The 16,136-nt window shown below is 61.8% G+C and carries 14 protein-coding genes; 8 read left to right on the top strand and 6 right to left on the bottom strand.

Annotation, left to right across the window (positions count from 1 at the left end):
* The first annotated feature begins 1 nt into the window (after position 1).
* From trbK-alt to HMPREF9695_RS25930, 6 genes are read left to right on the top strand one after another with little or no spacing between them, the layout of a single operon-like run.
* Positions 2–403 (top strand): putative entry exclusion protein TrbK-alt, encoded by a 402-nt coding sequence (gene trbK-alt / locus HMPREF9695_RS19280; protein WP_006022582.1) that lies wholly within the window; start codon positions 2–4, stop codon positions 401–403.
* Position 404: 1 nt separating this feature from the next.
* Positions 405–1,760, top strand: coding sequence for a P-type conjugative transfer protein TrbL (gene trbL, locus HMPREF9695_RS19275; protein WP_006022581.1), 1,356 nt, complete (start codon positions 405–407; stop codon positions 1,758–1,760).
* A 2-nt stretch (positions 1,761–1,762) separates the two neighbouring features.
* The gene (gene trbF / locus HMPREF9695_RS19270; RefSeq protein ID WP_006022580.1) at positions 1,763–2,446 is read left to right on the top strand and encodes a conjugal transfer protein TrbF; all 684 of its coding nucleotides are present in this window, start codon (positions 1,763–1,765) and stop codon (positions 2,444–2,446) included.
* Complete coding sequence (gene trbG, locus HMPREF9695_RS19265) at positions 2,443–3,510, top strand: P-type conjugative transfer protein TrbG (protein ID WP_006022579.1); 1,068 nt, start codon at positions 2,443–2,445, stop codon at positions 3,508–3,510. Before trbF ends, trbG begins: the two co-directional genes overlap by 4 nt.
* Positions 3,507–4,763 carry a TraB/TrbI/VirB10 family type IV secretion system protein gene (locus HMPREF9695_RS19260; protein WP_006022578.1) on the top strand — a complete coding sequence of 419 codons (1,257 nt, stop codon included), beginning with the start codon at positions 3,507–3,509 and terminating at the stop codon, positions 4,761–4,763. Before trbG ends, HMPREF9695_RS19260 begins: the two co-directional genes overlap by 4 nt.
* Before the next feature lies 1 nt (position 4,764).
* On the top strand, positions 4,765–5,004 hold the full coding sequence (locus HMPREF9695_RS25930; protein WP_006022577.1) for a DUF2274 domain-containing protein: 240 nt from the start codon (positions 4,765–4,767) through the stop codon (positions 5,002–5,004).
* Here the strand turns inward: HMPREF9695_RS25930 and HMPREF9695_RS19255 are convergent.
* From HMPREF9695_RS19255 to mgtA, 6 genes are all read right to left on the bottom strand, one after another.
* Complete coding sequence (locus HMPREF9695_RS19255) at positions 4,937–5,896, bottom strand: LysR family transcriptional regulator (RefSeq protein WP_006022576.1); 960 nt, start codon at positions 5,894–5,896, stop codon at positions 4,937–4,939. The genes HMPREF9695_RS25930 and HMPREF9695_RS19255 overlap by 68 nt on opposite strands.
* A gap of 311 nt (positions 5,897–6,207) precedes the next feature.
* On the bottom strand, positions 6,208–6,840 hold the full coding sequence (locus HMPREF9695_RS19250; RefSeq protein ID WP_006022575.1) for a response regulator transcription factor: 633 nt from the start codon (positions 6,838–6,840) through the stop codon (positions 6,208–6,210).
* Positions 6,840–7,904 (bottom strand): sensor histidine kinase, encoded by a 1,065-nt coding sequence (locus HMPREF9695_RS19245; RefSeq protein WP_006022574.1) that lies wholly within the window; start codon positions 7,902–7,904, stop codon positions 6,840–6,842. The genes HMPREF9695_RS19250 and HMPREF9695_RS19245 overlap by 1 nt, the downstream gene beginning before the upstream one ends.
* 90 nt (positions 7,905–7,994) lie before the next feature.
* Entirely contained in the window at positions 7,995–8,693 is a 699-nt protein-coding gene (locus HMPREF9695_RS19240) for an MgtC/SapB family protein (protein ID WP_006022573.1), read from the bottom strand.
* An 87-nt stretch (positions 8,694–8,780) separates the two neighbouring features.
* Entirely contained in the window at positions 8,781–10,940 is a 2,160-nt protein-coding gene (locus HMPREF9695_RS19235) for a carbohydrate porin (protein WP_006022572.1), read from the bottom strand.
* 561 nt (positions 10,941–11,501) lie between these two features.
* Positions 11,502–14,216 (bottom strand): magnesium-translocating P-type ATPase, encoded by a 2,715-nt coding sequence (gene mgtA / locus HMPREF9695_RS19230; protein WP_006022571.1) that lies wholly within the window; start codon positions 14,214–14,216, stop codon positions 11,502–11,504.
* 969 nt (positions 14,217–15,185) lie between these two features.
* Here mgtA and HMPREF9695_RS19220 point away from each other — a divergent pair.
* Together HMPREF9695_RS19220 and HMPREF9695_RS27200 are read left to right on the top strand one after the other, a co-directional pair.
* Positions 15,186–15,662: a hypothetical protein gene (locus tag HMPREF9695_RS19220; protein ID WP_124810153.1), complete on the top strand. Its 477-nt coding sequence runs from the start codon at positions 15,186–15,188 to the stop codon at positions 15,660–15,662.
* 145 nt (positions 15,663–15,807) lie between these two features.
* Complete coding sequence (locus HMPREF9695_RS27200; RefSeq protein WP_080655009.1) at positions 15,808–16,053, top strand: PilZ domain-containing protein; 246 nt, start codon at positions 15,808–15,810, stop codon at positions 16,051–16,053.
* Positions 16,054–16,136: the final 83 nt, after the last annotated feature.

Raw genomic sequence — 16,136 nt, 5'->3', positions numbered from 1 at the left:
GATGGACGGCAAGACCCTCGCTCGCGTCGGCGCCATCGTCTTCGTCGCGGTCGCCATCACGGCGACCGCGATCGAGATGAACCGCAAGGACGTTTCGACGGACGTCCTCGCGACGCAGGGCCGTCCGGTCACAACATCGGATCCTCTCGCCGCCGAATTGCTTCGTTGTTCCGAGATCGGCGAGGCCGGCACGCGCGATCCCAATTGCCTGAAGGCATGGGCAGAGAACCGGCGCCGCTTCCTCGGCCAGCCGGCCCCCGTTTCATCACCATCGCCGGTTGCGCCGACCACGCTGTTTCCAAGCGCGCCCGCGTCGGCCGCTCCCATCCACAAAGACAGTGCGCCAGCGGACGTGACCGGGCCTGCGATGCAGGCCGAGCCCGCTCAGCCAGAGGTTCGCTGACATGGGCGGCACCGGTGTCATCGACCATTTCCTCGAGGTCTTCACTCGCTACATCGACGGAGGATTCGGGCTGCTCGGCGGCGAAGTCGGTTTCATCGCCACCACCTTGATCGTCATCGACGTCACGCTCGCCGCGCTTTTCTGGTCATGGGGCGCCGACGACGACATCATGGCGAGGCTGGTCAAGAAGACGCTCTTCGTCGGTGTCTTCGCCTACCTGATCTCCAACTGGAACAATCTCGCCCGCATCGTCTTCGAGAGCTTCGCGGGCCTCGGCCTGAAGGCTTCGGGAACGGGCTTTGCCGTGAGCGATCTCATGCGCCCCGGCAAGGTGGCGCAGACTGGTCTCGATGCCGGCCGGCCGCTGCTCGACTCCATCTCCAGCCTGATGGGCTACTGGTCGTTCTTCGAGAACTTCATCCAGATCGCCTGCATGTTTTTCGCCTGGGCGCTGGTGCTGCTGGCGTTCTTCATCCTGGCGATCCAGCTCTTCGTCACCCTGATCGAGTTCAAGCTGACCACGCTCGCCGGCTTCGTCCTCATTCCCTTCGGCCTGTTCGGCAAATCGGCGTTCATGGCCGAGCGCGTGCTCGGCAACGTCATCTCCTCCGGCATCAAGGTGCTGGTGCTCGCCGTCATCATCGGCATCGGCTCGACGCTGTTCTCCGAGTTCACCTCGGGCTTCAACGGCGCAACGCCATCGATCGACGATGCCATGGCGATCGTGCTTGCCGCGCTGTCGCTGCTTGGTCTCGGCATCTTCGGTCCCGGCATCGCTAACGGCCTCATCTCCGGTGGCCCGCAGCTCGGCGCCGGCGCGGCCATTGGCACTGGTCTTGCCGCCGGCGGCGTTGTCGCAGCAGGCGCGGCCGCTGCCGGCGCCGTCGTGACAGGCGGCGCTGCACTTGCTGGCGGCGCTGCCGCCGCCGCGCGTGGCGGTGCAGCCCTCGCCGGTGGCGCCTCCACCGCCTACAGCCTCGGCGCGGCCGGCCAGGCCGGCGCATCCGGCGTCGCGTCGGGTCTTGGCAGTGTTGCCAGCACCGGCGCGAAGGCGGCCGTCTCACCGCTGAAGCGCGCAGCCGGTCGTGCCGCCGACAGCCTGAAGCAGAGCTATCAGGCCGGTGGCCAGGCCGCGACGGAGATCGCCACCGGCGCATCCGGTGCTGCGACGACCGCCACCGCGGAGGCCGCATCTCCCGGAGCTGCGTCTTCCACCAGCGACGGGCCGCCGGCCTGGGCGAAACGCATGAAGCGCTCGCAGCAGATGTCCCATGGCGTTCAGGCCGCCGCCCACGCCGTGCGTAGCGGCGACAGCCATGGCGGCGGCTCCTCCGTCAACCTCTCCGAAAGCGACTGACCATGTTCAAGCGACCATCCACCCACTACGGCAAAGCCCCTCAGCCCGAGACTCCCTATCAGCGCGCCGCTCAGGTCTGGGACGATCGCATCGGCTCCGCCCGCGTGCAGGCCCGTAACTGGCGCTACATGGCCTTCGGATCATTGGCCCTCGCGGGCGGCCTTTCGGCCGCGCTGGTCTGGCAGTCCGCCAACGGCTCGATCGTGCCTTGGGTAGTGCAGGTCGACCGGCTCGGCCAGGCGCAGGCGATCGCGCCGGCGACCGCCGACTATCAGCCAAACGATCCGCAAATCGCCTTCTACCTCGCGCGCTTCATCGAGCAGGTCCGCTCGATCCCGTCCGACGCCATCATCGTGCGGCAGAACTGGCTGCGCGCCTACGACTTCACGACACAGGGTGGCGCGCTCGCGCTGAACGATTATGCGCGCGCCAACGACCCCTTCACCAAGGTCGGCAAGCAGCAGATCGCGATCGAAGTGTCGTCGGTGATCCGCGCCTCGCCGTCGAGCTTCCGCATCGCCTGGATCGAGCGACGCTATCAGGACGGCTCACTGGCCTCCACCGAACGCTGGTCCGCGATCCTCACCGTCGTCGTGCAGCCCCCACGCGACGCCGACACGCTGCGGAAGAACCCACTCGGAATCTACATCAACGCCATCAACTGGTCGAAGGAGCTTGGACAATGACGCCCGCACTCCGCAAAGCCGCCCCTTGGAGTGCAGGGCTCCCGGCTTTGCTCATCCACGTAGTTCCGGTTTTCCGCAAATCCGCTTTGCCGGGAATCTTGCTCGCCGGTTCGGCGCTGGCAGGGTGCGCCACTCACACCCCGCCGCCGGAGATTTCCTACGACAATGCGGTGCCGGCTGTGCAGACCTCCGATCCGCCAGCGCCCGTCCGGGTGGTGGAGCTTCCCAAACCGCTCCCGCTGCCTGGTCAGTTGAAGCCCATCGGCAAGGACGGCAAGCCCGAGCCGGAACCGTCCGATCCCGCCGCGCGCGTCAACCAGGCCAATGCCGCAGCGCGCGTCCAGCCCGTCCGCAACGGCTTCATCAACTCGATGCAGGTCTATCCCTTCGTCGATGGCGCGCTCTATCAGGTCTACGCCTCGCCGGGGCAGATCACCGACATCGCGCTTCAGCCCGGCGAGCAGCTCGTCGGCTCCGGTCCTGTCGCCGCTGGCGACACAGTGCGCTGGATCATCGGCGATACCGAGAGCGGCGTTGGCGCGGCCAAGCAGGTCCATATCCTCGTGAAGCCAACGCGGGCCGAGCTGATGACCAATCTCGTCATCAACACCGACCGGCGCACCTATCACATGGAGCTGCGCGCGACGCCATCGACCTATATGGCATCGGTGTCTTGGCAATATCCGCAGGACCAGCTCATCGCGCTGCGCCGCCAGAACAGCCAAGCCGAGGCCGCGCAGCCGGTGTCGGGCGGCATCGATCTCGCCCGTGTCAATTTCCGCTACGAGGTGACCGGCGACCGCGCACCGTGGCGGCCGCTGCGCGCCTTCGATGACGGCAAGCAGGTGTTCATCGAATTCCCCCGCGGCATCGGACAGGGCGAGATGCCGCCCTTGTTCGTGGTCGGACCGGAGGGCGACACCTCCGAGCTGGTGAACTATCGCGTGCGCGGCAACTACATGATCGTCGATCGACTGTTCGCCGCCGCCGAACTGCGGTTCGGCGCGGGCAAGAACCAGAAGCGTGTCCGCATCTCCCGCACCGACGGGAGGCCGGCATCGTGAGCGACGAACGCGATCCCGAAAAGGAGGAAGGCCGGACGCCCGGTTCGGCGCCCCAGCCTCAGCCGACCGACGACGACGCTCGGCCGCTGACCGGCGAGCCGGCCGCGACCATGCGGCTGCGCGCCGAGCCGCCGCGTGTGACCCGCCTGTCCCGCAAGGTGCTGGCCGGTCTGGGTCTTGCGGCAAGCCTCGGTGTCGGTGGGGCGCTGATCTATGCGCTCCAGACTCGTCACAGCGGCCAGGGTCAGGAGCTTTACTCTACGGACAACCGCTCGACACCGGACGGTCTGGCTGGATTGCCGAAGGATTATTCCGGCGTCCCGAAGCTCGGCCCGCCGCTGCCCGGCGACCTCGGTCGCCCGATCCTCAACGCGCAGAACGGTGGCACAGTGCCGCCGATCGGCGCACCGGCATCAGGTCCGACGGGACCGAGCCCCGAGGAACAGCGCCGGGCGCAGGAACTGGAGGCGGCTCGGACCGCACGGCTGTTCGCATCCACCGAGACTCGGCCCGCTACGGCTGGAGCTTCGACACAGCCGACTGCGACCGCCACGCCGTCGGCCGATCTCGCCAGCCTCGGCCTTGCGCCGCAGCCAGCGACACCCTCCGCGCAGGATCGTCAGCTCGCATTCCTCAATCAGACGCCCGACAAGCGCACTGTCTCGCCGGATCGCGTTGCCGCGCCAGCGTCGAAGAACGTCCTGCAGGCCGGCGCCGTCATCGCGGCCGCGCTCATCACCGGCATCCGCTCCGACCTGCCGGGTCAGATCACCGCACAGGTGACGGAGAACATCTATGACAGCCCGACCGGCAAGATCCTGCTTGTGCCACAGGGCACGCGCGTTATCGGCCAGTATGACAGTGGCGTCGGCTTCGGTCAGAGGCGCATACTTCTCGTCTGGAACCGGCTGATCTTCCCCAATGGCCGCTCCATCGTTCTGGAGCGTCAGCCTGGTGCGGACGCCGAGGGCTATGCGGGCCTTGAGGATGGCGTCGACTATCACTGGGGCGAACTGTTCAAGGCCGCTGCACTTTCCACGATTCTGAGCATCGGTGCGGAGGCGGGCTCGTCTGGCCAGGACAGCGATATTGTGCGGGCGCTGCGACAGGGTGCCTCCAATAGCGTCAGTCAAACCGGCCAGCAGATCGTCCAGCGCCAGCTCAACATCGCACCGACCCTCACCATCCGGCCAGGCTTGCCCGTCCGCGTCATCGTCACCCGCGATCTCGTTCTCGAACCCTACGGAGGCTGACATGACCAAGCTGAAATTGGGAGCGATCGTCGACGACAAACCGGTGAAGGTCACGGTGGAGTTACCGGCAAGCCTGCATCGCGACCTAACGGCCTACGCAGAAATTCTCGGCCGCGAAGCGAGGCAACCGCCGGCCGATCCCGTTCGCCTCATCGCTCCGATGCTGGAGCGGTTCATAGCCACGGATCGGGGATTTGCGAAAGCGAGGAAGTCAAAAGAACTGCCGAAACCGTCTGAATGATTGTGGCGGCAGCCGAGCGCGACATTGAACGCGCAAGACTGAGGAGGCGGCGCCAGGCCGGGTTATCATTCCGCGGCGACCACACCGCGCAGAACGGCAGAACCTCGCCGGCAAGCTGCCGATAGGCAGTTCCCGGAAACTGAGCCGCCGTCCCGGCCTCGCTCATGACCGTGACGCCTTGGCCGATCGCCACAAGCGACAGGAGATTGTCCCTCCCGACGTATTGGGTATCGATTTCTGGGTGACGCCCAAGATCGGCGAGGCGTTGAACCAAATAGTCGTGAATTTCCGATCCAGGGGCACCGTCACTTACAATGAATCTCTCGTCCACAAGATCACGCCAGCCAAGCTCCGATTTCTCAGAGAGAGGATGATCGCTGGGAAGTACGGCGAATACTCGCTCGGACCAAAGTTGCTCTGTTTCACAGTCCGACCACTGTGTGGTTCCCGTGATAAAAGCCACATCGAGTTGAAGTCGCCGGATCGAGGCAACGTGATCCGCAGGATCGCCGTCAAAAAATTCGACCCGTACACTTGCATGCTCCTTGCCGTAGGCTCCCAGCAGATCGGACAGGAATCCAGACGCGAGCGACGAAAAGATGCCGACCTTGATATGCCCCCGCTCGGAGCGACCTATGGCGGCCACATCCTTCGCGCCGCAGTCGATCTGTTGAAGTGGTTTGCGTGCTCGACGCACAAACTGCTGTCCTGCCAACGTCAGGCAGACGCCGCCGTTGTGCCTCTGAAATAGGGAAGCGCCGAGTTCGTCTTCGAGATCGCGAACGCGACGGCTGATCGCCGATTCCTGTATTCCCAAGGCCAAGGCCGCCTTTCGGAAGCTGCCATATTCGGCCGCCGCAAGAAAATACCGGATCTGGCGGAATTCAAGCATCGGTCAATTGCGACCGAGATCTATTCGAAATGATTCCTGGCCTCGCGACGGTCCATCGTCCGCTCGTTGCGAGCATCGCTCTGTAAGCACCATCTACCACGACCATCGCGCCCCGACCGCAGCTAAGGCAAGACCTCCCGATTCTCACCCTAGAATAGACGGCTACAGACGCTCATTGGCCGATGATCTTATATAGATTCGATATACCAACGTATCTTCGAAATATACCGTGTTCTGAAAGGGGGGGGGTGGCACGCCCGCGCAGATCGCGCACCAGTTCGCGGTGCAGGGGCTCTCCTCTCAGTCGAGATTCAAACGCTCAAACTGTCCGACATTCTAACAAGGTCAATAATCGTCTTGGCCTGCATCTTCTGCATGAGATGGCTACGGCGAACCTTCACCGTGATCTCGCTAACATTCAGGTCGGCGGCGATTTGTTTATTGAGGAGGCCCTTTACAACGAGCTTGAAAACGTCTCGTTCGCCGGGCGTCAATGTCTCCCAACGCGCATTCAAATCCAGCGAACGCGCTTCGCTCTCGCGCCTTCGCCGGTCTTTTTCGATCGCTTGTTGGATAGCATCCAGCAGGTCTTGGTCGCGAAACGGCTTGGTCAAGAACTCGAAGGCGCCATTCTTGATGGCGTTCACGCCCATCGTGATGTCCCCATGTCCCGTGATGAATATCGTCGGCAGATGAATGCCGTATTCAGGCATTTGCCGATGAAAATCGATCCCGCTTTGTCCGGGCATTCTCACATCGAGCAGCAGGCAGCCGGGCGCGTCCGGCATGGAGCTTTCCAGAAATTCGGCAACCGAGCTATACGAGCGCACCTGTAGCCCAACGGATGCGAGCAAATCTTCGAGCGCGGCGCGAACGGACCGATCGTCATCGATGACATAGACGATGGGCTGCGGCCGCGAATCCGCCGTCGGTTCATTTTTCATCAGGCTGCCTCCATGTGGCGCGGCAGGCGCACCTCAAATACGGTCCCGCCTCCAGGGACTGGAGCCGCGGAAATCTGTCCGCCATTCGCTTCAACGATCGTCTGACTGATGGTAAGGCCAAGACCCATGCCTCCCTCTTTCGTCGTCCAGAAGGCGTCAAAGAGGTGCTCACGAGCTCCCGGCGCCAGACCGGTGCCGGAATCGGCCACCGCGAGAACGATCGCATCCCGTCCATCCTGCGAGGCGGCAATTCGCAGACGACGCTCGGGCAATGCGCGGTCCGACATCGCCTCGGTCGCATTGAGGACGAGATTGCTGATGACCTGCTGGATCTGGACCCGATCGGCAAAAACGCGAGGTAGGCCGTCATGCAGGTCCAGTTGCAAGGCGACGCCGCCACGCTCGATCTCGCCGCGCGACAAGGTCGCGATTTCCATGACAGCTTCCCTGAGGTCGAATGGTTGTCGGCGCGGCGCCTCGCCCTTCGAAAGGGCGCGAATGCGCGCGATGACCTGGCTTGCCCGGTTGGCATCGCTGACGATGCGGTCGAGCGCGAGGCGGGCCTTGTCGAGATTTGGCGGCTCCTGGGCAAGCCATCGGGTGCACGCGCCGCCGCTGGCGACGACGGCAGCCAGGGGCTGGTTGACTTCGTGCGCGATCGACGCCGACAGTTGACCGAGCGTCGTGACCCGCGCAATTCGCAAAAGCCGATCGCGCGCCTCCAGCGCCTCGGCCTTCGCAGCCACCATCCTTAAACTGAGATAGGTTGTAACGCCGATCGCAACGATACTAATCCCGGTATTGACGATGCCGACCTCATACGCACCGGAGTGGGTCAAGAAAAAACTGATCAGGGTCAGCGCGACACAAATGCAAGCGAGGGCCACTACAGCCGTGCCAGACAAGATGCGTGTCGCAACGAGAATGACCGCTGTGTAGAATACGGCCGCTGCGATGGCGTAGTCCGTGACCGTATCGGCGATAAAAATGCCGGCCATCGCAACGCCCATCGCGATCAACGTCAGCGCCGATCCGGGACGTATATCATTGGCGATCTTGAGCATTGTTCACCTTCTCGATCAACTTACCTACTTTCAATATTCTTCCCTGGAGAATCTACTCCGCCGTGTACCTAGATAACTATTGCTTCTCGGTCACTCGCCTGGCTCGAACCGCCACCGAGCAGATGTTACCAGCGGCTCCAGACTGAGACGACCGATAATCTGTTCCAAAAGGCGATCCTGCCGAGTGTCGGCTCGCACTGTCGCGCTCACCTGGACTCGGTTTGTGTCCTCGATATTCGTGCTTTCGAGGTCGCGGATGTGCAGCGCACCGGCGAGATCGCGAAGAAGAAGCGCCCGAACATGCGCCTCAGCCTCTCCATGGCAGATGATGCTGATCGCATATGCGCTGTCCAACGGGCTTGCGGCGAATGACTGGCGCTCAACGAGGCGCACGAGCGGGCGCAGAACTGCGTTGACGGCGATGACGAACGTCGTCGCAATCAATGCATGAAAGAAAAATCCGGCCCCACACAGCGCGCCGATCGCGGCGGAGCACCACAGCGTCGCGGCGGTGTTGAGCCCGCGCACATTCAACCCTTCCTTGAAGATGATGCCGGCGCCCATAAAGCCGATGCCGGAAACAATCTGGGCCGCAACGCGCGTCGGGCTCGCCTCGCCGGGGAACAGCCCGGCAAAGAGGACGAAGATGGCCGCGCCGAGCGCGACGAGGGTATTGGTTCGCAGCCCGGCCAGGCGCTGGCGCCATTGCCGTTCGAAGCCGATCAAGCCGCCAAGAAGGAATGCGCCCCCGAGCGTGAGTGCGGTGTGGCCAAGGCTTTGCCAATCCATCTGAATGTGTTCCCATCTCGTTGCGTCGGTCGCGCCCTCCCGAGGCGCAAGCCCGCGCTATTGCTGGAATTGCCACTCCACTCGCTGTCAGAATTCGGCGTGGGCGCGAAGCGACAGAATCGAGGCTGGTCCGCGGTCGGCGTTGTAGGCGGGGTTTGCAACAAACTGATAGTCGAAGGTGACGGTGCTCCAGCCGTTGACCCGCAAGGCGTAATACGCCTCGACGATCGACTCGTGGCCGTAGCGCAGTCTCCCATCACCGATCAGCAACCCCGTGCCTCCGGCGGCGAGGAAGTTACGATGTGCACTCGAGAGGCCGTTGACCGCAGCACCGACTCCGATCGTGTCCGCAGGCCGTCCCCATGCAGAACCCTTTAGGGAGAAACCACCGGAAATGCTGCGGTCGATGTCCGTGAAGGAGAGGATTTCGGTGCGGCCGTCGTTCCAGCTTGCACGGGCGAAAAGCCCGAGGTCAGCTGTCAAAGCCTGTTCGATATTTCCATAAAAGCCATACTTATTCTGATTGCGGCGCAGGGCCGTCATCGCATCGTTGATATCTGTTTGAGGGCTCGCTTGCGCGAGGTTGATAGCGTCGCGATACGCGCCGGTGTAACCACGGTTGATGAAAGCGCCGATCCGAACCTTACCCGGCTGCCCGAACAGGCTGTGCCGTTCCTCGAACTCGACGGCGCCACCGCCGCCCCCATTGAAGACCAAAACATCACTGTTCGGCTCCCTGGGCACTTGGAAGGCCCCGGCTCGCACAGCCCAATCCTTACGATTCAGCTCGATGACCGCACCGCGCGTCATGCCGGGAAGGTCGGCGGGGAAGTCATAGGCCCCCGACGACCAGATTGCCCAATTCATGAAATCCGCGCGCGGATCCTTGGCATAGGCATTCGCGTCGAAGAAATCGCCAACCGCGAAACGACCAACCGTGACAGTGACGCGATCGATATCGCGTCGCCCCGCCAGTTGCAGGGGGCCGTCTGCGACATCCTCCTGCTCGCCACCAAGACCGAATGTCTGCTGAAGATAGTAGCGCTGTGGCCGAAATTTCGGAAATTCAGCGCCGCCTTTTTGCGCTTCTCCATTTGGAAAGCCTGCGAGTCCGAGCGTCCCGTTCAGCCCGAAGCCTTGGGCTAGCTCGGGATTGAAATAGAACGCACCACCGTCCCAAAGCCTCACGCCAAGAAATGCGTCCGCGGTCCACGTCTCACGAACTTGCCCACCACCGGGCAGGCTGGCGCTGGAAGCGTAGGGGGAACGAATCGCGGGATAGCCTTGGGCGATGAATGTGGTCTGGCCATGAATATTCCAGTCCGGCGACATTTCGACAGTTGCCGGTGGTCTTGGGAGTGTCGAGGCCACATCGCCCAGTCGGTAGTTCAGGCCAAGCGTGAACCTCTGGGTTCGGGGGCGGACGGACACATCGCGCAGTCCGGCACCATCGAGTCGATAGGTCGAGGAAGCCAGATCGAGGTAGTCGTACTGGACGCGTGCCGTCCATGGTCCGCCCAAGGCCATTTCGACACCTGCGCCTGCCGTCCACCCAGCGTGCCAGCGCCCCAGTTTTGACAAAACGCTGCCGTCATCGCCATTGATGTCGACGTTCGTTCGTGTCCAAGCGAGGCCTCCCGTTGCATAGGGGAGGAATGGGCCAAAAGCATAGCCGATCCTGCCACGCACCGTCCCCACGACATCCAGGGATGTGTTGAAGGGAGCCGGTATCCGTCGCGTCTCATCGGGCGGGCTCACAAAAGTGACATCGGCTTCCGCGCCGAGCACCCAACGATCGCTGGCCTGAAAGTTGTAGCCTCCCTGAAAGCCGCCGATCATTCCTGTCACCGTAGGCGGCAGGCCAACGGACTGATTCAAGACGGGGTTCGTTCCCGGGCCAAGGCTGCCAGCCCCGAAACCGGTGTGTCCGCCAAAATAGACGCCCGACCAGTCGGGCCCGCCCGATTCCACCTTATTGTCACGCGAGGCCCCCGGTGCCTTCGTTGGCATCGCCAGGATGGGTTGCGGTCCACTAGTGTTGAGCCGTGCCGCATCCGGATGGCCGGGAGTCGTTTGAAGTTCTTGCGCGTGCGCTTTGGTTACCTGAAGAACCGCTACAAGACCGAGCGCCAGCAAGTAGAAAGCGATCACCATCAGTCGGCAAAAAAGAACCCGACGACGCCTGAAAACCTTCAGTCCGGTGGTGATAGTGAAATTGGGAAGTCCGTGGGTCGTAAAATAAGTCATGGGCTACTCCTGGCGTCGGGTTGCGAGAGCGCCCGGCGCCAATAGCCGCGAGCTGCCCTCCTAGTTTTCTCGTGAATTCAAGCGGCGCGAGTTGTTGGTCGCGCCGCGACTAGATGGGTCGTCCATTTGAAGCTCCTTGCTGATCGAAGTCCGGTTCAGGTCCGGGCCTCGTGCTTTGGTTCCATGCAAGCGATCGTTTTGCGCTTGTGTGGCTCACCAGCGGCAACGCCGCATTCGCGATATCGCCGCTCTGTTCAACCGTGCGCCGCAACGCAGCAGGAATCTGAGCTTGAAACCGTCCAGCAGACGGCGACGAGCAAGGTGAACGGCCGCATGCGTCACGAACATCGCCAAAACCGCCAAAGCCCAACACAAACGTCTGTCCAACCGATTCCGAAGCGACGACCTGGCATCGCCCGGCTCGCGATTGTGGGGCGGACGCGGCGCTTGTCGCCTCGGCGGTGGCGGCCCTTGTCGCGGGCAGTCTCCAGCCTGCGGCGGCGCAAATCTCAGGATCAACGGTGATGTGGACATGATCAGGACCTCTCATGCGCTTGGCCGTCAGAACCATTGTCCGAACCGGCGGATGTAGACGGTCTTCATCAGTTGAGCGACGAGGCAGTAGCAGAGCAGCGTTCCGGCCAGCCACGGGAAGTAGGCGATAGGCAGGGGCTGCAATCCGATGGCTGCTCCCAGCGGAGAGAACGGCAAATAGATCCCCAGTACGCAGATGACGCTCGACATCAGCAAGACCGGCAAAGCCGCTGTGCTGTTGACGAAGGGAATCTTCTGGGTACGCAGCATATGGACCACGAGCGTTTGAGAAAGCAGGCCCTCGATGAACCAGCCCGACTGAAAGAGCGATTGATGCTCCGGGCTATTGGCGGCAAAGACGAACCACATCAGAGCGAACGTCGTGATGTCGAAGATCGAGGACGTCGGCCCGATCCAGATCATGAAACGACCGATATTCTTGGCATCCCACTTCCGCGGTTTGCTGAGAAACTCCTTGTCCATGTGATCCCAAGGCAGCGCCAATTGGGAAATGTCGTACATCAGGTTTTGCACGAGCAAATGGATCGACAGCATCGGCAGGAACGGAATGAATGCGCTCGCCACCAGCACTGAAAACACGTTTCCGAAGTTCGAGCTGGCGGTCATGTTGAGGTATTTCATGATGTTGCCGAAGGTTTCGCGCCCCTTCAGCACACCCTCCTCAAGAACCATCAGGCTCTTCTCGAGCAGGATGATATCGGCCGACTCCTTCGCAATATCGGCGCCGCTATCGACGGAAATGCCGACATCGGCATCGCGCAGCGCCGGGGCGTCATTGATGCCGTCACCGAGAAATCCGACGGTATGACCGTTAGCCTGAAGCGCCTGCAATACACGCGACTTCTGGAGCGGAGTGAGCTTCGCGAAGATCGTCCGCTCCTCGACCAAAACGCGAAGCGCGGTGTCGTCCAATTTTTCTATGTCGCGCCCGAGTACGGCTTGGCCCGGTTCAAGTCCTACTTCACGGCAGATCTTGGCACTCACGACCGCATTGTCGCCCGTAAGAACCTTGACCTTGACGCCATGCTCCGCGAGCGCAGCGATTGCTGGTCCAGCCGTCTCCTTTGGCGGGTCGAGAAAAGTAAGGAACCCCTGAATCGTGAGATCGGCTTCGTCCGCGATGGCATAATGCGTCTTGGCCTCGGACGCCACAAACCCTCGGGTGGCGACGACCAGCACACGGAATCCGTCCTCGTTGTACGCCCGAGCCATCGCAGCCAGATTCTTGCGCTCAACGTCACCAAGGCGGATCAGATCTTTGCCTCTTCTGACGTGCGTAGAGATCGACAGCATCTCCTCAACCGCGCCCTTGCAGATGAGCAAGTGATCTCCGTCCTCGCCCTCGACGACCACTGAGAGTCGGCGGCGCACGAAGTCGAACGGAAGTTCATCGACTTTTCGGTAGCTCGCGGCCGTGTTCGTGATGGCTGGCTCCGCCCCGGCGAATCGCACGACGGCCTGATCCATCAGGTTCTTCACGCCGCTCTGGTGGTAGCTGTTCAACCAGCCCAACCGGAGAACGTCAGCGTTGGGTTGCCCGGTAACGTCGACGTGGTGCTCCAGAATGATCTTGTCCTGAGTCAGCGTGCCGGTCTTGTCCGTGCAGAGAACATCCATCGCGCCGAAGTTCTGAATGGCGTTGAGTCGCTTCACGACGACTTTGCGCCGCGCCATCGCTACGGCGCCCTTCGCGAGGTTCGAGGAAACGATCATCGGCAGCATTTCGGGGGTAAGTCCGACGGCGACGGCAAGGCCGAACAACAGCGCTTCCACCCAGTCGCCTTTGGTCAGGCCGTTGATGACAAAGACGACAGGAACCATGACGAGCATGAAGCGGATGAGCAGCCAGCTCACACTGTTGATGCCGCGATCGAACGCCGTTTGAGCGCGCGATCCGACGATCGCCTTGGCTAACGATCCGAAATAGGTGCGAGCACCCGTGGCAACGACAAGCGCGGTCGCCGTGCCGCTCACGACGTTGGTGCCCATGAAGCAGACGTTGGGCATGTCGAGCGCGTTCATTTCGCTGGACGCTACGCTCGCCGCGGACTTCTCGGCGACAGACCCGAGCGTGTCATACTTCTCAACAGGGATGGCCTCACCGGTGAGCACTGCCTGGCTCACAAACAGATCGCGGGATTCGATCAGCCTCACGTCTGCCGGGATCATATCCCCTGCTGAAAGACGCACGATGTCGCCGGCGACGATCTCTCGCATCGGGATTTCGAATGCTTCGGGATTTGACGTTGCCGATCCTCGACGAAGAACCGTCGCCGTCGTGCGGACCATCGCCTTCAGAGCTTCGGCCGCAGCGCTCGATCGGTACTCCTGAACGAAGCGCATCAAGGCGCTGGCAAGCACCATCACGATGATGATGGTGACTTTTGTCGGATCCGCATCCTCGCCATGTTGAAGCCGAAGCCAGATGTCCGTTACAGCGCTGATCCCAGCCAGGATCAGCAGCACTGCAATGAACGGATTCTTGAAAGCGCCAAAAAACTGAACAACCGCTGGCAGGCGTCGCTCTTGCGCAACCTCATTGGGGCCGTCTTTTGCCAGCCGTTCGATCGCATCTCGGGCAATCAGGCCGTTGCGGTCGCCTTTGACGTTTTCGAAGGTGTCATCCAACCCATTCTGGGCTTCACGGACCGCCTTCATCGACAGCTTGCGTTCGTCTTTTCCGCGCGGCTTGAGAGCCGCCTTGAGGATGGGGGCATTCATTGGATGAATCTCCTGCCGCAAGCGCCGAGACCATGCGCCTCTCGGCACGGTCTTCGGCGCTTGGGGTCTTGGTCGGCTGAGGGGATAATGAAACCGATGCATCTTCACGACGCTCGGCATTCGGACCGCGCTTGAGCAGCGCAGCCGCTCTTCACCAGGGAGGGTCCGCACCTTCGCGCGACCGTGCGATTCTGCGCGAGTACGGATTGCCGCCCCGGCGGGGGTGAAGCCCGTCCAGGCCGGCGGACACCAGAACCATCGCCGTGCTGGCCTTATGCAGCGTGAGGGAATGCATCACACGCCTCACGCCGCAAAGCGACCATGCTGGTAAACTGCAAGAAGGAGTCCGGCGCGCTCGATCAATCGGCGCAACCCGCCGCCCGTGTCTGGTTCGGCGTCAAGCATCCAGATGCATTCGAGCCGACCGGTCTCGCCATTGACACGCCACGCCGCGACCAGTCGAGTCCGGTTCGTGCGGGGAGACTTCGTGAAAGGACGGTCACGCTCGCATCGCGGGTCGGCGAATGCGGGATTGCGTTTCGGCGAGGCGATCCGCGAAACGCGGAGCGAAGCCGGCAGAGTAAAAAATTGGAGAGTCATGTCTCACCTCCGTGACGAGCCGCTCGGCCGTCACAGGCGAGACTGATGATTCAGACTCGCGAGAACGACCTGAGCGGCACGCTTGCTCGACTACTGTCGCTTGGCATTGCTCGTTGATCCTCATGCGTCGGCAGCGGGTTGGAGCCGCTAGATGACATTGGCTGGATATCACCGTCATTCCTTGAGTGACAGTGTCTTGCGGGGTTGATCCGATATACAAAACAATATCCGGGATATACCATCGTATATTGTAAGGTCTTCGGCGATAACTACCTGCGCAATATCAAGCCGCTTAGACTCACCGGACACGGGCGCGTCGACTTCACTAGCGATGTGATCGCTCTGATTTATTTCGATCCGAGGTCTAGTGTGGGTATCGATATGGTTCTTGTCGAGCGCATCGTCGCGCGAAGCCCTCGTCTTCGGCGATTGCTTTATTCGTTGTCCTTAACCTTTCTGAAAGCGGCGTTTCGGTTTCGCCGCACGGGCTTGGATGCCTTTGCCCGACCGACATTGCGTTTATCGCAGTGTCTCTTTCGTACTGCCTCTTCGCGGATACGACGTCGTTATGCAGCCGAGCCGAAAATGACGTCGGACTCGCGCTTTGTGCTCCGTCGCCTTTCTCTCAAACTTTTGATCGTGCTGATCTTTGCCGGTGCTCAAAGCCCGCTGCCCTGGGGATTCGGGAAAGCGCTTACGATGATGCTGTTTATGAGCGCGGCTATCAGCTGTGCCTTGGCCCTCATGAACCACCAACGATTCAGATTGGGAGTCTTGAGCTACTGGGACGAATCTTTGGCCTTTGTCCTGCTCGGCCAAACCGCGCGGATGGTGTTTCTACGTTGAAGTATTGCGAGTGCGCTATGCCGGGGGCTCTCGTCTTCAAAATACTCGCCAATAACCTGCCACGCGATACGGGAATCGCGAAGGTGGCCGTCGAGGCGAGACGCGGGGCAGCGACAACCGCCTGCGGCGTCGTTTGGTATTGGTTATGACGGAGCGTCGCACCACTCGCCGTCGCCGCACGCTGTTGACGGGGAAGATCATTCTCAATCAGCGATCGTCCGTGATAAGTTGCGTCGTCCGAAACTTGTCGGACACAGGCGCCTGTCTCGAAGTTCCTGCTGCCCTGAACATTCCGGATGCCTTCGAGCTGAAAATAGAACCTGGCGGCGCTTGCTCACAGTGTCGAATAGTCTGGCGGAGCGCTACGCGCATCGGCGTGGCGTTCGATTGACACAAAGCTAGAACGCGCCTTCACTTTCAAGGGCGAGTGTAAAGGCGCTGGCCCGAGATACTGGCCGCGCGCACGGCGCTGCA

Origin of the sequence: Afipia broomeae ATCC 49717 (assembly GCF_000314675.2) — a bacterium.
GTDB classification, from domain to species: Bacteria; Pseudomonadota; Alphaproteobacteria; order Rhizobiales; family Xanthobacteraceae; genus Afipia; species Afipia broomeae.
Note: the sequence above shows the minus strand (reverse complement) of the source record. Positions and strands in the feature narration are given on the sequence as shown.